The following is an 18540-nucleotide window of genomic DNA, read 5'->3' on the forward strand; positions in this document are numbered from 1 at the left end:
CTGAATTCTGACATCAGTTCCACGAATTCCACCGCCTCACTTCTTCAAACGCACTCTGACCAGCGTTCCTCTGACCAGCATATAGCGTGAAGGCTAGAGCTTTTGGTTGATAAGCCCATGATATTCTTCTAGTTTACTGAGTGGTTGTGGGGGAGTGAGATAACTGATGGCGATGAATAGGAAGAAATTGGTGGCAGTAGCCGTGAGAATACCCGGAACGAGTGGGGTTATGTATGGATTTGGGATCACGTGGAACTGGAATAACACGAGGAGCAGTGTCGCCACAGCCGGTGCAATGATAGCAGCTTCTGTCGACGCACGCGGCCACGCAACAGCACCCATCAGTGGTGTGAACAATTGTACCGAGATCGCGACGACGAAGAGGGCAAGCGGCGTGATCAAGTTCGGGTAAACGAGTGCACCGACAGCACCCGCGATCATTGTCAATGAGATAACGACCTTATTGAGGAGCAACTCGTGTTCCTCGGAGATGTCCGGGTTGATGAATTCCCTGATAAGGTCACGCGAGACTGTCGCAGCCAGAACGTGCGCATAGGAGTCCGTCGTGGAAATTATCGCAGCGAGGACACCGACGAGGAACAAGACAGCGAGACTAAAGGGCATCACCTCGAAAGCAAGCAGTGAGGAGACTGTATCAGGGTTCGTCCCATCCGGCATCACTGTCTGTCCGTAGATGCCGATGAAACTCGTCCCAAAGATGTAGATAACCGTCAAGACACCGACCATCATCGCAGCCACCTTAGCGAAGTTCTCCTCAGCGTCGACAGAATACATTCGAATCCATGCAGCCGGTGCGATCAGGGAGTTGCCCACGGTGAACAGAATCCCAACGATGAGGATAACCTCCGGCGTAAACAGCTGTGTCAGCCCGGGTGCAGTGGTGTAGCCCGCACGCTCGCTTCCGAGGCTCGTAAACACGTCCGCGACCCCGCCGGCGTGGCTAATAATGAACACACCGAACGCACCGAGAAGCACCGAAATGAGGACGCCGTTAAACGTATCGAGATACGCGATACCGCGCATCCCCGTCGTGATAAGATGCACTGCGACGACGGCTGCGAGCAAGAGCACACCCATTTCGAACGACACGACACCACCAGTTAGAATCATCAAGATGAGGCCGCCGGCGAGCAACTGCGCAACGATGTACGTCGTATTGAAGGCGACGCTCGAGATGACCGTGTAGAGACGAACGGTATCACTCTGGTAGTAGTCACCCAACAGATCACCAGGTGTCTGGAAGTCGTGTTCCTTCCCGACGAGCCACATTCGGCGACCAAGATACCAGACCGCTGGCGCAGTCACGGCGTATCCGGCGAGAATCATTGCGATGAACGAGAACCCAACTGAGTACACCGTTCCGGGAAACCCGGCCATCCCAACACCGCTTAACACCGTGGCAACGAGCGTAAGCGACGCAACGAGCCAGCTTAGACCACGGGAGGCAACGATGTGATCGGACAGGCCGCTCGCTTGCCCACGTCTGGCAAGGTGAGTGATGAGGACGAAGACGAGCAGATAGCCGGCCAGGATTGCGAGTGCGATCGGTAGGTTCGCTGCGATCGTCTCCGACAGCTCAGGCGGTAGCGATTGCAGTGGAAGCAGTTGCTGATTACTCATTGTCGAGATCCGTCTGATTACCAATGTCGGTGATTGTCTCACTACCCGAGTTGTGACTGAAGATCACGTAGAGGCCAAGTATAACGAGCATGGCGATGACTGCGATAACCCACATGAGGACGGGAATACCAGCAACGAGCAGATCCTGTGTACCGACGAATCGAATGCCAACGTACGAAAGGACCGTGACACCACAGAAGTAGTAGCACATCAGTTTTTCTGTGGAATTTGTTGCAATGCTGTACTCGTCTGGGATGTCATCTGGGTCTGGACGGTCAGCTGACCGCCACTTCTCACTCCAAGCCATGGGGTAACACAACACAGTAACCCCATATAAACATTGCGACAGAGTGTGACACACCGTACGCCATAGATAGTGGTGATTTGGCTGAAAGCGAGCAACAGTGGCATCGCTGCGCCGAGACACAGAGCCCGGGGGTATTCTAAGAGCTGAGCAACCGGTTGTGAGGCGACAAAATGAGCGGACAACAACAGTAACAGCACAGAGAGGACGCTGTTCGCAGTGGACGCCTCGAACGCACCGACTGAGACAGACTGCTGTCACTGTATACCGGTGTAACCGTATACAGGACACGATTGCACTTACGATTGCATTGGCAATGACTTACAGCAGTCCGTATAACGCTTCCATGGCAAGGCCTCCGCTGGCGGTCACGTGTCGGTGTCGTCCGTGATATACTCGACTGCCGACCGATTCACCTCGCTAATACCGCGAACAGATCTGCCAAGATCGGCACGAACGATCGAACCCGTCATCGGACTCGAGTTCTCCGGCGACGCGAGTAACACGTAGGGGCCAGTGTAGTCGGCCGCCGTCGGCGTCATCTCGAGTGGGTGGTTCTCAGGATCGAAGGTATCAGGAGAGACAACACCACGGTCACCGCCAAGCGCGTCGGTGTCTGAGAGATCGGTTGGAACGTATCCCGGTGCGACGCCGTTGACGCGGACCGTCGGCGCGAGTTCGAACGCGAGCTGTCTGACGAGGCCAGCCACCGCATGTTTCGAGGGGACATAAAGCACTCCGCCTCCATCAGATCCAAAACTCGCCTGTGAGGCGGTGAAGACCATTTGACCGCCGGTCTCGACTAACTCGGGAAGTGCGGCTTTCGCACCGAGCATGTATCCGAGGACGTTTACGCTGAACAGTTCAGTGAAACTCTCCGCGAGGTTATCAGGAGCGAGCTCCGGAAGCGCCGCGTTCTGATCAAAGACACCCGCATTACCAACGAAGGTGTCTAGCTTGCCGAAGGCGTCGACCGTTTCGGCGACGGCGCGTTTGTTGTCGTCGATGTCGGTTACGTCGCCAGCGGTCGTCACGACGCTCTCGCCTAGCTCCGACTGGACCGTCTCGAGACGATCTTCGTCGAGATCCATGATGCCAACCGATGCGCCTTCCGCAACGAAGCGTTCCGTCACGGCGCGGCCAAGCCCTGAGCCACCACCAGTGACGAGAACGACCTGATTATCGAGCCATCCCATCGGTCCAGTCGTCACCCGGTCACTACTAATACTTGTTGATGGGGTCGATTCTGGCACCCAAATCGGTCTGTTCCTCCGGTTCACTTGACAGTCGTCCGTCCGTCGTGTTCACCGCCGCAGCAGTGTGGAACAATAATTAAGTACTTGTAACCCACTCAATCGGCATGTGTACATGTCTCACGACAGCGAACGGTCCATATCTTCGGACGAATCCGATCCACAGCAAATCCGACGACTACTGGATCACATGGCGGAGGCGCTTGAGCAAAATGAGGTCCCGCTTGAGATACTCAACAACGAAGCGATCTATCAGCGCGAACTGTCCCAGATCTTCGGACAGACCTGGACGTACATCGGTCATGTATCGGAAATTCCAGAACCTGGCGATTACCGGCAGCGAACGATCGGGGAAGATCCGTTCATCTTCACTCGAGACGAGAACGGGGAGATCCGCGTCCTGTTCAACAGTTGTCGTCACCGGGGGGCGAACGTCTGTCGGGCGGAGAAAGGGAACACGACCCACTTTCGATGTCCGTATCACGGCTGGACGTACCAGAACACCGGTGATCTCGTCGGTGTCCCACAGAAGGGTGACGGCTTCGACCATCTCGATGCCGATGACCACAGCCTTCACGAAGCGCCACACGTCGACGAGTACAACGGTCTGGTGTTTGCCTGTATCGCGCCGGATGCACAGCCGCTCGAGGAGTACCTCGGTGGAGCGACGTGGTATCTGGACATGTACTTCGACCTGATCGACATGGAAGTCATCGGTGATCCACACCGGTGGGTCGTCGACGCCGATTGGAAGACGCCGACAGAGAACTTCTACGGCGACAACTACCACGTGCCGATGGGGCACAAGTCAGCAATCGATGTCGGGATCGGAAGCGAGACGGCGACCGGCGAGCAGGAGAGTGAACTGTACGGCATCGCGGACTGTGACGGACACGCGTTCAGCGTCTACCAGATCGAGTCCGAAGAGCCGATGTTCTGGGGCCACCCCGAGGAGGTCGTCGAGACGTTCAACCACGACGTTCTGTCTCCGGAGCAGTACGAGGTTGCTCGCAAGTCGGGCGTCACACTCGGCTCGATCTTCCCGAACCTCTCGTTTATCTTCCTCGGCGGACGGGATGACCCGAACAAAGACCCCGTCGGAACGTTCTGTCTCCGCCAATGGCAACCCCGCGGACCCGGAGAGATGGAGGTCTGGAACTGGATACTGGCTCCAGCCGATGCGTCAACGGAGTACAAAGAGCGCGTCTATGAGGTCGGTATGTCGACGTTCAGCGTCTCCGGCAACTTCGAGGCTGACGACATCGGTATCTGGGACGGGATCGACGAGGCAGCAGGCAGCGTCTTCGCAGAGCGAGTCGAGGCGACGACGCAGTTCACCATGGGCACGGGCGAGGAGGCCGCAGCGACCGTCGACGACGACTGGGCTGGGCCGGGAACTGCGTACGCGAACGGTGGCCTCACCGACGAAAACCAGCTTGATTTCTACCGTACGTGGCACGAGACAATGGTGAACGAGGGGGCCGAGTAGTATGCAGGAAGATCAGATCCCCAACCGAGTGACGCTCCAACACGAGTGCGAGCAATTCCTGTACCACGCAGCAGCACTCCTCGATGATCGCCGACTGAACGAGTGGCACGAACTGGTGACTGATGACATCAGCTATCGGGTCCCGATCCGAACCACGCGCGAGCGGGCGAGCGACACCGAATTCAGCGACACGTCTTACCACATGAAAGAGGACTGGGACACGCTCAAGGTTCGAACCGAACGAATGGCGAGTGATTTCGCCTGGTCCGAAGATCCACCATCACGGACCCGTCGGCAGGTATCGAACGTGCGCATTACCGACAGCAGCGACGACGAAATCGAACTTACGAACAATCTCGTCATCGTCCAATCGCGAAAGAGCGAAACAGAACCGGACCTCCTCTCGATGAAACGACACGAGACGCTCCGTCGAGACGAGGACGGGTACGCCCCCGAGTGGATCAACGGTCCTGGTCTCAAGCTCGCAGAACGTGAGGTCCTGCTCGACCACACGGTTATTCCGACGAGTTCGCTCTCGATCATCCTATGACTCCTGAGTCGACATCACCCGAATCGATCGAGTTGGTGGCTGACGAGCAGACGGTCGAACTCGAGAAGCTACAGACGCCGAGTGGAGAGCGGGTGATCATCCGTGGTTCGTCGGCGGAGATCCGTGTCGATGCGCTCGCCCTCGAGAGTCTTACGTGGCAGGAGCCGTCGTTCTTCGAGGCGCTCACAGGGGTGCCACACGAGGAAGACCAGCGTGTGATCGACGAGTCCGGCGAACTCCGACTCAGCAACGAGTACACCGTCGTCACGATCCGCCTGCTCGAGGCGGATGCCGGACCGCGGATCGCGCTCGCGTCGCCAAAACTGGGCTACGCGTGCCGTCTCAGTCCGATCGAACTGGACACAATCGCCCAGCAGGAGACTGGTTTCTTTTCCGATCTCCTCGAGACGCCACTGGGTCCCGAAGACGACCATCACCACGGCGTCCACTGATAGTGGCTGCTGGAACGGGTGCCTGGTGACCTCACAGACAGTCCGTGGGTGCGCCGGAACGAACTTCCAACAGTCCGTCTGATCCGGTTCTCGTCGTTCGCTTATCCTTCCAGTCACGTGATTGCTAGCACGACCGCTATTTGTGTGTTCGAGCACGCGAAAACAGGGTGTCACCCGCGAACCGAGTCGCGAGCTACCGGTCAGTTGCACGCCGAACGAAATCGACCGTGGCCGCCGCAACATCGTCCTCCGCGCCGGTAAAGAAGTGATCGGCTTCGATTGGTTTCACGTCGACAAGTGAACTTCGCTCCGCAGTATCCGCGATTTCCTGTGCCTCGTCGGGCGTGACGTTTCGGTCGCTCGCGTGCGGGAGCAAAAGTATCGGCACTTCGATCGACGGCGTCCAGTCGATCGTTGCACACTTGCTTTCCGGTGAGCGATACGAGAGGAAGGACTCGGCAGTCATTGGGATGTACTCAATGTCACCGTCAACGGGTCGTGGCAGGCCGACCAGTTCGTTCTCGCGACCCGACTCAACGAGGTCACGGGCTTCGGCGACGAACTCCTCGTAGGCGGCGTCAGGATCGTCGGCGATTGCCTCGAAGTAGCTTCGTGTCGACCGCTCGCGAATGTCTGCGAACGGCGCGGCCAGAACGACCGCATCGACGGCCGCATCGTTGTGCTTCCCCTGGTAGTAGGCCGCCTCAGTCGCACCCAGGCTCCGACCCCAGAGGATAATCCGATCCGCCCCGGTCTCCGCTACCCACTCGACCGCCCCGGCGATGTCGCGATCGACCTCAGCGAAATCGGACTTCTCGTATCCCTTTCCACTGTTTCGCTTGTTGATCGAAACACAGCGAATACCCCGTCTGGCGAGCGGGTAGGCAACCGGGGAAATGCCCGCCCCGAGCGCGAACCCACGCAGTCCGTGCAGGAAGATCACGCACGTCTCCTCACCCTCGAACGTCGTCGACTCGCCGGTCAGTTCGAACCCATCCATCTGGCGTCCATCACTGCTCTCGTAGTTAATTGCACGAAGCGTGATGTCTGCTGGTGTTGGCTCCATCACTGGCATAGATAGACACACTCGGACGAGCTATAAGATAGTTTTCCTCTCGCCGACCGGTTACCCCGAGACGAACAGTCGCTACCAGACCGTCCGAGAGACGTAGTCCGCTGCCGGATCCGTGACGATATCGAGAACTACGTGCTCGTCCGCATCGAGAGCCTCCTCGAGTGCATGTCGGACTGCAGCCGGGTCTTCGATTCGGACACCCTGGACACCCATCGTCTCCGCCATCGTCGCAAAGTCAACCTGCGGAATGTCCGTAGCAACCTCCGCGTGGCCGTCACGTTGCTGGTAGTTCCAGATCATCCCGTACTTGGCGTCGTTCATGACGATCGTCACGGCATCCGTCTCAGTTGCGGCCGCCGTAACAAGCTCCATATTGCACATGAGCATCCCACCGTCACCGATCAGGTTGACGACCTGGCGCTCCGGCTCGACCAGTTTTGCGACGTTGCCAGCTGGCACCGGAAAGCCCATCGAGTCGTACAGGCGTGAGTGCTGGAAGGTGTTTGTCGTGCGGTACTCGAAAGCGTCGTTCGGCCACGCTCCGCCGGCCGCACCAGCGTCACCCGTGAGGATCACATCATCGTCGGTCACGTCGCGCAGCGCATCCATGATGACGAGCGGGTGAATCGGCGTCTGCTCGGCCACCGAATCCAGGTACGACTTGATCTCGTCTTCAACCCGCCGTCGCTCCGCCTGCACGGTGTCGCGGTAGTCGCCATCGGTCTTGCTCACCTCGTCCGCGAGCGTGTCTGCGATGGCAGGCAGCGTCGTCGCCAGATCGCCCCCGACGACAGCAGCCGCACTGCTCTGTGGGAACTCCGACTGACCCGAGTGGAGATAGGCGATCTCGACCTCGTCGCTCGTTCGGTCGTCGAGAACGGCCGCCTCGTGAGAACTCGGCCGAACGCCGATCGACAACACGGCCTCCGCCTCCGCAAGCGCCCCAACGGCCGCCGGATGATCCGACATCCCGACAGTCCCCGCGAACAGTTCGTGGTCGTTCGGAAACGAATCCGGATAATGACGCGGACAGACCACGGGGCACTCGAGTGCTTCTGCGATCGCGACCGCCTGGTCACTCGAGAACGATCTGAGGACGCCCTTGCCGACGTAGAGCATCCGTTTTTCGGCGTTCGTAACGGTCTCGAGCGCGTCCGTCGCTGCGGACGGTGATGGAGGGGTATCAGAGACAGGTGTCCACTCGAAGGCAGATTCCGGAATATCGACCGATTCCATGAGGATTTCCTCGTCGATACCGACGAATACCGGACCGGGACGGCCGCGTGTCGCTACGTCGAAGGCGCGGTTGAGTGCGTCGGGAACGCGTTCGGCGTCGTGGACCTGTGTGCTCCACTTGGTTGCGGGTTCGAAGGCCTTCTCGAGGAAGAACGGATCGTCGACGCCGTGGAGTGATTCGGTTGGGGCGTCTTTCGGAAGCACAGCGCTCACGAGGATCATCGGCGAGGCAGCGGTGTAGGCCTGTGCAACGCCGGTTAATGCGTTCGTCGCACCGGGGCCAGCAACGGTGAGTGCGATGCCAGGATCGCCGGTGAGACGGCCGTAAGTGTCCGCCATCACGGCGGCATTGTACTCATGACGGGCCGTGATCACGTCGCGACCGCGACTATCGAGGCCGTCCGCGACATCAACGGTCTGGTTGCCAAGTAGTACGTACGCTTCGGTAACCCCGTTCTCGACCAGAACACGGGCTACAGCATCACCTCCTGAATTGTCCATACAGCACCCTCGAACTGGACCAAATTAAAATTACCTGTCGCCAAGAAACGGTCGGTGCCGACACCGTGCGGTGGACGAAGAACGCTCGCGTGGAGCGTTATGGCACGCCCGCGCTTCCGAGGTGAGGTGGTGGGTGTGGTGTCGGTGCGGTACCAGTATGAGGACTGTGACAGAGTAATGTTAGTCGACGACGATCTCGCCTTCCTCGACAATCGTTCGGCCATCGAGGGAGACGGTGCAGTTCTTCTGTGCGATGTCGTAGTGACACGGTGCGTACCGGTCTTCGTGGACGTTCGGGCCGGTGCTCCAGAGCATGTTGCCCTCCCAGACGCGGCCTTCGCTGGCACTGACACCCGTTTCATCGGGCTTGCGGTCGTGCAGCGCCATGTTGTAGAACGTGCCGTTCGGGTTGAGACCCCAGCCGAAGTGGCTCGTTGCCCAGACGTCCGGATCATCGTAGCTCTCGAGGTGGCCACGCATTAGTTCAGCGTCGCCGCCCTCGCCATTGATATCGACGATGTAGTTGTCCTCAACGACACACTCGATGGCGGAGTCAACGTAATCAGCGAAGGGAACGACGTTGTAATCGCTCGGCCCGATGACGATCGTCCCGTTGACGTTAGATGGGTAGTTCGAGACCATATTCTGTCCCCAAACGTCCCACTTGCCGGGTTCGTCGACAAAGCCATAGGAGTCAAAGGCTGTGTCTGGTTCGACCTCCATGGTGATGTCGGTCCCGTACTCAGAGGTGATCCGCATTTCATCGGCCGCCGCAAGGAGGTCGCGGTGGTGTTGTACGCGCTCTTTGACGCGTGCGGCCTCTTCCGGCTCCCACGGCATCAGCCGTCGGAGGTAATGCGGCTCACGCGCGCCCACACGTAGAATACGTGTACCAGCGTCTCGAATTTCACCGCGTTCCGGGACGTGAATGAAGCCCTCGAGTGTGAAGTCAAAGACCATGTCGGCGTGTTTACACGCTTCGACCGGCCCGTCGGGGAGACGGAGCGTTCCACCTTGGCCCTCGGAAATTTCGGGGCCGACGGAGTTGCGGCCGTACTCTGGCACCTGGACCTCGAAGACATCTGCGTCGAGATCCGAGACGGCAGCGAAACAGGCACCGATGAACTCACGCGGACTCTTCGCGTCAGTCACCAGTGCGACGGTTTCGTCGGGCGTTACCTGACAGTGTTCCATCTGCCGACGGAACAATGGCACTAGCAAACCTGCTTCTTCCATGGGTACACTCGACTGTTTCCTTGTGCCTATATATAATTTGTGTGTGAACGACTATCACTTCGTGGAAGAGAGTTCGACACCGACCGATCCATCACTACCAATGCGGACCGATCACCACCGGTCGGTTGCGTCACTATTTTAATCCCACCAATCCCACTGGTGCTATGGTTCGTTCAGTCGGCATTCTCGGCTGTGGAACGATCGGTACCGAAATTGCACGCGCGATTGCAACTGAAACGGTTCCAGCCACCCTCTCCGTAGTCCACGGACAACACCCGGACCGGGTCGCTGCCGTGCAAGACCAGTTCGACACCGACTCCCAGCCTCGAGCAGCAGAGTCAATTTCAGATCTCTTCGAGGCAGACATCGTCATCGAGGCAGCAGGACAAGATGCCGTTGACGATGTGGCCATTGATGCGCTTGAGCACGGCTGTGAGTGTCTCCTCATGAGCGTCGGTGCCCTCGCTGATGCAGAGTTGCGATCGGACGTTCTCGAAGCGGCGGATGCCGGCTCGGGACGACTCCATCTGCCCTCCGGCGCAATCGCTGGTCTCGACGCGATCAAGGCTGCAGCACTCACCGGCGAGCTAGAAACCGCAACGCTTCAGACCACGAAACCACCTTCGGGACTTGAGGGTGCACCGTATATCGACGCCAACGACATCGACCTCGACGCGATTACCGAACCGACAGTCGTCTTTGAGGGACCGGCGAACGAGGCCGCCTCGGCGTTCCCGTCGAACATCAACGTCGCGATGGCGCTCAGTCTCGCCGGGATTGGCCCATCCGAAACCGCGGTCGAAATCGTGGCCCACCCAGACGCGGAGACCAACACCCACACGATCAGCGCAACGGGTGGCATGGGACGGATCGAAACGACGGTCGAAAACGTCCCTTCTCCCACGAACCCAAAAACGAGCTATCTCGCAGCGATTTCGGCCATCGAGAAACTCCGCAGCCTCAGTGCAACAGTGACCGTCGGCACGTGACTGATGCGACAACCACGCAGTCTGTGAGTAACCGCCACTCGAGTACACCCTCACGTCACGAAAGAGACGAGAAGAACGCACCCACCTACCGTCTGCGAAAGGACATCGATGATACCGAGGACACTACGTGATTGACCTTCCACTCCCGATACTGTTCGCACTTGGAACGGCGTTTGCGTTCGCCACCTCATCGGTGCTTGTCCGGTTCGGCGTCGAGCGTTCGACGCCGATGGCGGCCCTCGCGGTGACGGTGACCGTTAATGTCGTCGTCTTGTGGACGATCAGCCTCGCACGCTATGACGTGACGGTTGACCTCTGGGCGTGGCGCTACTTCATCCTCGCCGGGATATTCGCACCGGTACTTGGTCGACTCTGTAACTATGTCGGTCTCGAGCGCGTTGGCGTGAATCTGACACTCCCTATCAGCAACTCGAACCCGCTCGTGGTGGTGATACTCGCGATAGTGTTTCTCGGGGAGAGTCTCTCAGTACGGGGCCAGTTCGGCGCAGTTGCAACGATCGTCGGCGGTATTCTGCTCGCATCCGCAACACGCGGCGAGGATCGTGAGATGGCCATCCGGTACCGAGACCTCCTGTTTCCGGTCGCGGGCGCAGTCATCTACGGCACCGTCCAGTTGTTCAGGAAGGCAGGCACAGATCTCGTCCCGGCACCCGCGGTCGGTGCCGCAGTGAACCTGACGACATCATTGATCGTCGTCATGCTGATTCTGGCGGCCGTCCCGAGCCAGCGAGCACAGTTGGCGATCCCGCGGAACGATCTCCTATACTTCAGCCTGTCCGGAATCGCTTCGAGCCTCGGTCTCGTGAGTCTGTACGCCGCGCTTCACTCGGGAAACGTCGTGATGGTCACACCGATTCTCAATGCGACACCACTGTTCGCACTCGGCCTCACGTATGCGTTCCTGCGAGAGCACGAACCGTTCTCGGTACAGGTACTCACAGGTACGGTATCTATTGTTATCGGCGTTGTATTGCTTGCTCTGACGGCCTGACCACGGCCCGCGATTGTGTTCGCTGCAGTGAGCACACTCACAACCAGAAAGCTCAATACAGTCCAGCCTACTCTGTAGGGCATGGTCGTAGATAACATGGGTTTAGACCACGTTGCGATCAAAGTGCGCGATATTGAACAGACCATCGAGTTCTATACGGACGTGATGAACATGGCCGTCTCGGACCGGATCGGTGACTCGGTTGCGTTCTTGCGAACGCCTGCCGTCGCTGACCAGGCTGAACACCACGAGATGAACGTCACACAGTACTCCGACGAAGAACTCGAAATCCTAGAAGAACGCGGCGAACTCGAGCTCGACCTCCACGACTTTGAAGAGGAACTCCCGGAAGACGGACCACCGATGCTCCCCACGACCGGCCCGATTTACCACATCGCGTTTGAAGTTCCCGACTACAACGCCATCACAGACACAGTCGAAGGGCTCGAAGAACGAAACCACCCCATCTATCGAGGTCCAGGCCGCCACGGCCCCGGGAATAACATCTTTCTCTACTTCCCAGACCCTGATGGCTATCCGATCGAGCTCACCGCGAAGATGGAAGAACCCATCGAGGTCGGTGGGCGACCGCCAAAACAGTGGCCAGAGTCATCAGAGACCTGGAACGTCTGGCGAAAAACCGACGATCTCGAGTAACTGTCGCTGATCGGCACTCCGCTTGAGTACCGAACAGCAGTAGAGCCGGTCCACGCCGAGATCGTTGGCAGAAAATCGAGAACTAATTTTCCAGCAGAGAGCAGTTACGATGTCTCAGCGTGACGCTTCGTGGCCATTTGCATGTTGATCTCGATGACGTTCGCCTTGTCACGGACGATTTTCGGATACTCCTCACGGAATCGATCACCTTGCATTCGACTCGTTGGGCCGCAAATCCCGATCGCAGCGATGGGGGTTCCGTCTGTCCCGTAAATTGGGGCGGCAACACACCGCAGCCCGCGCGTGAGTTCGCTCCGACTGAACGCGATTCCGTGCGACCGTATCTCCTCAAGTTCGTCAAAGAGTTCATCTGCCTCCGTAATCGTGTTCGCTGTCCGCTCCGGCAGACCGTGTTCAGCGATGAGCCGACGCACTTCGGACGTAGGTAGGTGAGCGAGGATTGCCTTGCCCTGTGACGTACAGTGAAGATACTCCCGTTGCCCGGGTCGAACCGTTGTTTCGATTGCGTTCTCGCCTTCAGCTTTGGCCAGATAGATCCCGTGGGCTCCTTCTCGCATAACCAGCCGAGCGAGTTCGCCCGTTTCCGTCGCCATTTCATCGAGTGAGTCCTGTGCTGACTGGTAGACCAGATTTTGCCGTTTGACGTACTCACCAAAATCGAGAAAGGAAAGACCGAGCTGGTAGCGACCGCCGGATTCCGTGACCAGATCGTTGCGCTTCAACGTCGTCAGATAAGTGTGAACAGACCCTTTCGACATGTCGAGGTGGGTCGCCAGTTCGGTGATTCCCGCTCCATCAAGCTCTCGCAATGCTCTGATAATCGCACACGCTTTTTCGACCGACTGAATGGTTCGAGGCCCGTCGTCCGAGTTCTCGGTCATGACGATAGCTGCGTCTCCACCACACATATACGTTCGGGATGAACAAACGCCACGGTATGGGCGACTCAGCAAGAATGAGCCAACCATCTGGAAACACGGCTTCAGACAGTGCCCTATTCCGTTGATATGGCAGATGATCAACGAGCCGGGTACTCGAGTACGGAAGGTGACTGCGTGGTACCAATCAAAGGAATGAGGAGACTAGCCCTGCCAGACTGTGACAAAACTAGTGGTCCGTGGTATGCTTGGCCATGGTGAACGGTTGTGTGTGACGAACGGGCCAGTCAAGGACGAACTAGCATCGGACCGAGCTGTGTTTGCTAGTAGCAAACACATATTGGACCCCACAGGTTGATTTCCTCTAGAGCAACAATTGAAACGTAGTCAATCAATGGCGTTGTCACGAGTCTACGGATGCTGGGGGTAGTTTTCCCGAATAACACATATATCCAAAGGAAATTTCTCTGAAAAAACACTCTCTTTGACTGGAATTATACATGTAGGAGGTGTTTGTCGACCACAAACGACGACGTGAGAGGTAATAGCGCTCGATACTGTCACGGATGGTGAAGAGAAGTTCCCTCAGAATCCACTCCGGGTCCATTACAGAAGTACCTCTGTAAATCTAGTGTGAAAGTGACAAATTGGGTTCCCACGCCATGCTGACCGCCGATACCTCGTAGCAACCAAGTGTCACAACAGTGTGGAAGTATCTACCGTCGCATCGATCAATCCAGTCGACCAAAGCGTTGATACCATCTGGTTGAAGGCCCAATACTCTTCCAATTCGGGTAGTAGAGCAACTGATTTGGTCCAGTGGTTTCCTGATGGAGGCGATACGCTCGTCGTGAATCGAGGTGTCTATTCACGATATACAAATGTCACTCCGTCAAAAGCCGGGTAATCAAATGTTCGTTACAGTGGTACAACTGTAATTCGAAGGATCGAATGACAGCAGTTCGTTTACTAACGTACTAGTGTAAAATAGATTGTTGCAGGAGTGTGGTATGGAAATTACTTCCAATAACAGGCAAAACTGACAAGACACAAGTACAGATGTTCGTATATATTGAACCAGGGTTGGATCCTCCCCTTTGAGAGAGTAGGGTGAGTTGTGTCACAGTCAGTGAAGACCAAAAGTGGAACTAATTCAACCATCACCAAAGCAATGCACTGTGATTAGCCGCTTTATCTCACTGACGTTCGGTACGGCAACATGGAATGACAGACGCAAGAACCAGCAGCTGCTGGTAGAACGTCGCTGGATCGCTCGGACACGATTTGATTCCCACTCGACAGTGTGGCTCTATTTTGTAGTCAAGCTACTCAATACCAAAAACAATATTTATGTATAACCCATAGCTGCTGATGGATATTCCGAGGAACGACTATGAGTACGCTTGAAATTGAATTCGAAGATGGGTCGTTCGACACCTTCAGTGGCGAACTACTCGAAGATGAGGCACCGAAGTCGATTGAGACGATGCGAGAGTTCCTGCCGTTAGAAACGGAAGTGATGCACGTGCGTTGGAGCGGGCACGCCACCTGGATCAACATTGATGAGATTGATCTTCCTGACGTGCCCCGTGAGAATCATACAGTCTATCCATCACGCGGCGATATCCTGTTCTATCCGGGCTATCGGAACGAACAGGAAATTCTGATCCCGTGTGGATCGACGTGCTTCAAGAGCCCTGCCGGAGAGCTCGCCGGTAATCACGTCACGACTCTTGATGTTGCGGACGAAACTCTCGTCGAACTCGAACAAGAGACCCTGAGGAACGGACTGAAGGAGGTGACTGTCCGAATTGTTGACTAACGTGGCTCACTCTCAAAGCAGCTGAACTGAAAAATCAACGCAGAGAAGATCCAAGATCGGTCCGCTCACATTCTTTTGGTTCCACGGCTGAACCCAGGCTCGTTTTGATAGGGTGGGGTCCCACAGGAGTCGAGAAGTAAGCGTGAGCGCAATACCTGCAACCCAATAACATTAATATTCACTACAGATATTAGAGCTAGTTTTATATAGTGTGTTCCGTGTTATACTTACACGTGAGTTCCCCATCGTCATCAGAAGAGGGGTTTGCAGAGTATCGTGTAGAGGATAAACCACCACTACAGGAGGCGATACCACTAGGGTTCCAACACGTGTTCGCGATGTTCCTTGGGAACGTCGCGCCACCGTTGATCTTGGCAACAACACTTGGATTGCCAGACGGCGAGACAACGTTCCTTGTGCAGATGGCGCTTATCGTTGCAGGCGTCGCCACCTTGGTCCAGGTATTTACTATCGGACCGGTCGGTGCTCGACTTCCAATTGTAATGGGCACAAGTTTCGCGTTCCTGGGTCCGGTCCTCAATATCGGGACCGAGTTCGGTATTGCTGCTGTCTTCGGGGCGGCACTCGTCGGAGCAGTTATCGAGGTCGTGTTCGGTTTCTCGATTCGACCACTCCGCCCGTACTTCCCGCCGTTAGTCACTGGCATCGTGATCATACTAATCGGAATCACGCTTATTCCAACCGGGATGGATTACGCTGCGGGAGGTGCCGAGTCCGAAAATTATGGCGCAATGATTAACTTGGGCCTGGCGTTTCTGGTCCTCGTTGTGACGATTTACTGTAATCAATTCCTGGAGGGGATTTTGAAGCTTGCTGCAGTGTTTGTTGGCATTGTTGTTGGATACGTCGTTGCAATTCCGCTGGGACTCGTTGATTTCTCGCCTGTCGCAAACGCTGGATGGGTTACGGTGCCGGTCCCACTCAAGTATGGGATCTCATTTGAGCCGAGTGCAATCATCCTCATTGCGTTCATTTATGTGGTTGTTGGGGTTGAAACGCTCGGGAATATCGGCGCAATTGTCGAAGTTGAAGGACGTAGTCCGAAAGAACGAGAACTAAGCGGCGGGATTATGGCCGATGGATTCGCCAGTGCGTTCGCAGCGATTTTCAACGCGCTCCCGAATACTGCCTTCGCACAGAACGTTGGCCTCATTAATCTGACCGGGGTCGCAAGCCGCTACGTTGCCGGTATTGGCGGCATAATCCTCGTCCTCTTTGGGTTCGTTCCGAAGATCGGCGCGGTCATTGCTGCCATGCCAGATGCAGTGTTAGGCGGCGGAGCACTCATCATGTTCGCGATGGTTCTCGCATCAGGATTCTCGATTGTTCACAACAACGTCGAGTTGACTCACCGGAATATGACGATTCTGGCCGTCTCCATAGGACTCGGTGTTGCCGTCTCAACACGCCCTGAAGCGCTCGCCCAATTACCTTCTCAACTCGAGCTGCTCCTTGAGGAGGGAATCCTTGTCGGCGGAGTCTCTGCGCTCGTACTGAACGTCGTCTTACCGGGTGGGGGCGTTGGGATCGGTCCGACCGACGAGACTGCTGGACGAATACCAACTCCTGGTGATCGCGATCAGGACAAAAAGCAAGGTGATGATAAGCCAGCCGTCGGAAGTACTGGCAAGCCCAGCGAATCGGTGGCCGAAGATTGAACACAGCAAGGCGTGGGTGGTGTACTCGAAAAAGCATAGTCTGAGGACGAGACAACACTACAGGGGCCTCGCAGGGCCAACGTTGATCGTGAACCACCTCGGGGTCAAGTGGTTCGAGACGCCGAAAGCGTCTCATCATCACGGAAATTTTTGATTCCCGTACGACCCCGAGGAACTCGGCCTGTTCCGCCTGTAGATCGCCATTGACAGAGCCGACGGTGGCAGTCGCGGTTGCACCGGTCAATCGGGACAGCAATTCGTCTCACCAAACAGATCCAAGAGTAAATCCGAGGCAAGCATGCGTCAAGATGACGTGTGGTTACTCAGTTATCTCAGAACTTCTGTGAGACATGTTTATGTTGACTTCGATTATGTTTGCGACATTGACGACTAACTCTGGAATCTCGTCGTAAAACCGTTCATCTTTGAAGATGCTTATTGGGGCAGACACGCTCAGCGATCCAAGGATTGTCCCGTTACGGTCACGGATCGGCGCACCGACTGCACGGAACCCTTCTATCTCCTCTTCATCGTTGTAAGCGAAGCCACGTTCACGAATGTCGTCTAACTCGTTGAAAAGTTCATCACGATCGGTTATTGTTTCTTCTGTCCGACTCGGAAGACCGTGTGTATTGAGTATCTCTCGAACACGTTCCTCAGGTAAATATGCGAGAATTGCTTTACCAGAGGCTGTGATATGGAGATAATCACGTTGTTGGAACTTGGCGATTTGATAATCATCACCAACTGCTTCCTCCCCCTTTGCCTTATACAGGTTGATTCCTCGTCCGTGTTCTTCGATAACGAGGTGTGAGTATTGTCCTGTTTCAGTCGCCAAGGCGTCGATCTCCGGTTTACCAATCTCGTATAAGATATTGTTGTTCCGCACATATCCGCCGTAAACGAGCATATTCGCAGAGAGTCGATACTGATTCTGTGTACGGGAGATGAGGCCTGATTTTTCAAGGCTTTTGAGATAGGTATAGGTTGTGCTTTTAGACATATTGACGTGGTCCGCTATTTCAGTCAACCTCGCCCTGTCAAGTTCCATTAATAGATTGATGATATCTACGGATCTCGTCACTGTTTTCAATGTCCGTGGAGCAGCCGTATTGTCGCTCTTTGCCATACCAATAATTGTCATACCAGTCCCTAATGAAAGTTTGCATATGACAAATAAAACCCAATACAGCAGAAGTAAGCGACGATCACAGGTGAGCCTTCGAGTGAAACTGATGGTGGTGGCACGAAAAGCGGCCCTAGCGAGGGGAATCAATTTCTGGTACTCTGACGTGAGTCATGCGTTTGTAATACGAGAACGACCGGGATCAGGTTGAGACGGACACTTGTGAACATATCCGGAAGGGGCCGGATGATTCGTCCGGACGAACAGCGAGCGGACGCATCTACCACATCTCGAATGTGACACTATCGGCGACAAACTGTCCCAGCAACTTGGCGGTACAGCCGTGAGTAGCCGGTACTCGTCAGGATAACAGAGCCAGAACCTGCTCCATTGCAACACTACTTGCACCTGGACGCATGTGCCTCGTCTCGTCCCCGGACCCAGTATAACTGGGCTGGGGACGATCGCAATAGGGCACAATTGTTACCCCGCTGAATCGGAACTGTTCTCCGTGAAAAGGGCAACCAGTTAGAGCGTGTCATAGAATCCATCTCATAGCTTCTCACAGCCCGGTTCGTTTCCTCGCTCGTAGTTGGTGATTGCAACAACGAGTCGGAGA

At 56.1% G+C, this 18540-nt stretch carries 16 protein-coding genes; 8 read left to right on the plus strand and 8 right to left on the minus strand.

Annotated elements, in window-relative coordinates:
• Positions 1–93: 93 nt before the first annotated feature.
• The 3 genes from C482_RS02735 to C482_RS02745 all read right to left on the minus strand — a co-directional run bounded on the left by C482_RS02735 (position 94) and on the right by C482_RS02745 (position 3141).
• Positions 94–1641: a sodium:solute symporter family protein gene (locus tag C482_RS02735; RefSeq protein ID WP_006165883.1), complete on the minus strand. Its 1548-nt coding sequence runs from the start codon at positions 1639–1641 to the stop codon at positions 94–96.
• Positions 1634–1948, minus strand: a complete 315-nt coding sequence (locus C482_RS02740; protein ID WP_049896417.1) for a hypothetical protein — start codon at positions 1946–1948, stop codon at positions 1634–1636. The genes C482_RS02735 and C482_RS02740 overlap by 8 nt, the downstream gene beginning before the upstream one ends.
• Positions 1949–2313: 365 nt before the next feature.
• Entirely contained in the window at positions 2314–3141 is an 828-nt protein-coding gene (locus tag C482_RS02745) for an SDR family NAD(P)-dependent oxidoreductase (protein WP_006165887.1), read from the minus strand.
• 172 nt (positions 3142–3313) lie between these two features.
• On the opposite strand from C482_RS02745, the gene C482_RS02750 reads away from it, so the two are divergent.
• Genes C482_RS02750 through C482_RS02760 form a run of 3 tightly spaced genes read left to right on the plus strand, consistent with a single transcriptional unit; the run spans position 3314 to position 5689 of the window.
• On the plus strand, positions 3314–4687 hold the full coding sequence (locus C482_RS02750) for an aromatic ring-hydroxylating oxygenase subunit alpha (RefSeq protein WP_152421954.1): 1374 nt from the start codon (positions 3314–3316) through the stop codon (positions 4685–4687).
• 1 nt (position 4688) lies between these two features.
• A complete protein-coding gene (locus tag C482_RS02755; protein WP_006165891.1) occupies positions 4689–5237 on the plus strand; it encodes an aromatic-ring-hydroxylating dioxygenase subunit beta in 549 nt (182 codons plus the stop codon).
• Positions 5234–5689, plus strand: a complete 456-nt coding sequence (locus C482_RS02760; RefSeq protein WP_006165893.1) for a hypothetical protein — start codon at positions 5234–5236, stop codon at positions 5687–5689. The genes C482_RS02755 and C482_RS02760 overlap by 4 nt, the downstream gene beginning before the upstream one ends.
• Positions 5690–5882: 193 nt before the next feature.
• On the opposite strand, the gene C482_RS02765 is transcribed toward C482_RS02760, so the two are convergent.
• The 3 genes from C482_RS02765 to C482_RS02775 all read right to left on the minus strand — a co-directional run bounded on the left by C482_RS02765 (position 5883) and on the right by C482_RS02775 (position 9695).
• Positions 5883–6764, minus strand: coding sequence for an alpha/beta hydrolase family protein (locus C482_RS02765; RefSeq protein ID WP_206537126.1), 882 nt, complete (start codon positions 6762–6764; stop codon positions 5883–5885).
• Positions 6765–6836: 72 nt separating this feature from the next.
• Entirely contained in the window at positions 6837–8501 is a 1665-nt protein-coding gene (locus C482_RS02770) for a thiamine pyrophosphate-binding protein (protein WP_006165898.1), read from the minus strand.
• A gap of 180 nt (positions 8502–8681) precedes the next feature.
• On the minus strand, positions 8682–9695 hold the full coding sequence (locus C482_RS02775) for a M29 family metallopeptidase (protein WP_006165899.1): 1014 nt from the start codon (positions 9693–9695) through the stop codon (positions 8682–8684).
• Between the two features lie 206 nt (positions 9696–9901).
• Here C482_RS02775 and C482_RS02780 point away from each other — a divergent pair, with 206 nt between their 5' ends.
• The 3 genes from C482_RS02780 (at position 9902) to C482_RS02790 (ending at position 12395) form a co-directional block, all read left to right on the plus strand.
• Positions 9902–10726 carry an aspartate dehydrogenase gene (locus C482_RS02780; protein ID WP_006165900.1) on the plus strand — a complete coding sequence of 275 codons (825 nt, stop codon included), beginning with the start codon at positions 9902–9904 and terminating at the stop codon, positions 10724–10726.
• Between the two features lie 127 nt (positions 10727–10853).
• Entirely contained in the window at positions 10854–11738 is an 885-nt protein-coding gene (locus tag C482_RS02785; protein WP_006165901.1) for a DMT family transporter, read from the plus strand.
• An 81-nt stretch (positions 11739–11819) separates the two neighbouring features.
• Positions 11820–12395, plus strand: coding sequence for a VOC family protein (locus C482_RS02790; RefSeq protein ID WP_006165902.1), 576 nt, complete (start codon positions 11820–11822; stop codon positions 12393–12395).
• Positions 12396–12499: 104 nt separating this feature from the next.
• On the opposite strand, the gene C482_RS02795 is transcribed toward C482_RS02790, so the two are convergent.
• Positions 12500–13297: an IclR family transcriptional regulator gene (locus C482_RS02795; RefSeq protein WP_161605588.1), complete on the minus strand. Its 798-nt coding sequence runs from the start codon at positions 13295–13297 to the stop codon at positions 12500–12502.
• 1390 nt (positions 13298–14687) lie between these two features.
• Between C482_RS02795 and C482_RS02800 the strand changes: the two genes are divergently transcribed.
• Complete coding sequence (locus C482_RS02800) at positions 14688–15116, plus strand: DUF3830 family protein (RefSeq protein WP_006165904.1); 429 nt, start codon at positions 14688–14690, stop codon at positions 15114–15116.
• Between the two features lie 233 nt (positions 15117–15349).
• Entirely contained in the window at positions 15350–16795 is a 1446-nt protein-coding gene (locus C482_RS02805) for a uracil-xanthine permease family protein (RefSeq protein ID WP_083858572.1), read from the plus strand.
• Between the two features lie 319 nt (positions 16796–17114).
• On the opposite strand, the gene C482_RS02810 is transcribed toward C482_RS02805, so the two are convergent.
• Positions 17115–17924: an IclR family transcriptional regulator gene (locus C482_RS02810; RefSeq protein WP_049896419.1), complete on the minus strand. Its 810-nt coding sequence runs from the start codon at positions 17922–17924 to the stop codon at positions 17115–17117.
• Between the last annotated feature and the right edge of the window lie 616 nt (positions 17925–18540).

Source organism: Natrialba chahannaoensis JCM 10990, from assembly GCF_000337135.1.
GTDB lineage: Archaea > Halobacteriota > Halobacteria > Halobacteriales > Natrialbaceae > Natrialba > Natrialba chahannaoensis.

Coding starts and splice junctions, on each gene's coding strand:
- C482_RS02735 (WP_006165883.1), bottom strand. CDS start 1,641: ATGAGTAATCAGCAACTGCTTCCACTGCAATCGCTACCGCCTGAGCTG.
- C482_RS02740 (WP_049896417.1), bottom strand. CDS start 1,948: ATGGCTTGGAGTGAGAAGTGGCGGTCAGCTGACCGTCCAGACCCAGAT.
- C482_RS02745 (WP_006165887.1), bottom strand. CDS start 3,141: ATGGGATGGCTCGATAATCAGGTCGTTCTCGTCACTGGTGGTGGCTCA.
- C482_RS02750 (WP_152421954.1), top strand. CDS start 3,314: ATGTCTCACGACAGCGAACGGTCCATATCTTCGGACGAATCCGATCCA.
- C482_RS02755 (WP_006165891.1), top strand. CDS start 4,689: ATGCAGGAAGATCAGATCCCCAACCGAGTGACGCTCCAACACGAGTGC.
- C482_RS02760 (WP_006165893.1), top strand. CDS start 5,234: ATGACTCCTGAGTCGACATCACCCGAATCGATCGAGTTGGTGGCTGAC.
- C482_RS02765 (WP_206537126.1), bottom strand. CDS start 6,764: ATGCCAGTGATGGAGCCAACACCAGCAGACATCACGCTTCGTGCAATT.
- C482_RS02770 (WP_006165898.1), bottom strand. CDS start 8,501: ATGGACAATTCAGGAGGTGATGCTGTAGCCCGTGTTCTGGTCGAGAAC.
- C482_RS02775 (WP_006165899.1), bottom strand. CDS start 9,695: ATGGAACACTGTCAGGTAACGCCCGACGAAACCGTCGCACTGGTGACT.
- C482_RS02780 (WP_006165900.1), top strand. CDS start 9,902: ATGGTTCGTTCAGTCGGCATTCTCGGCTGTGGAACGATCGGTACCGAA.
- C482_RS02790 (WP_006165902.1), top strand. CDS start 11,820: ATGGTCGTAGATAACATGGGTTTAGACCACGTTGCGATCAAAGTGCGC.
- C482_RS02795 (WP_161605588.1), bottom strand. CDS start 13,297: ATGACCGAGAACTCGGACGACGGGCCTCGAACCATTCAGTCGGTCGAA.
- C482_RS02800 (WP_006165904.1), top strand. CDS start 14,688: ATGAGTACGCTTGAAATTGAATTCGAAGATGGGTCGTTCGACACCTTC.
- C482_RS02810 (WP_049896419.1), bottom strand. CDS start 17,924: ATGGCAAAGAGCGACAATACGGCTGCTCCACGGACATTGAAAACAGTG.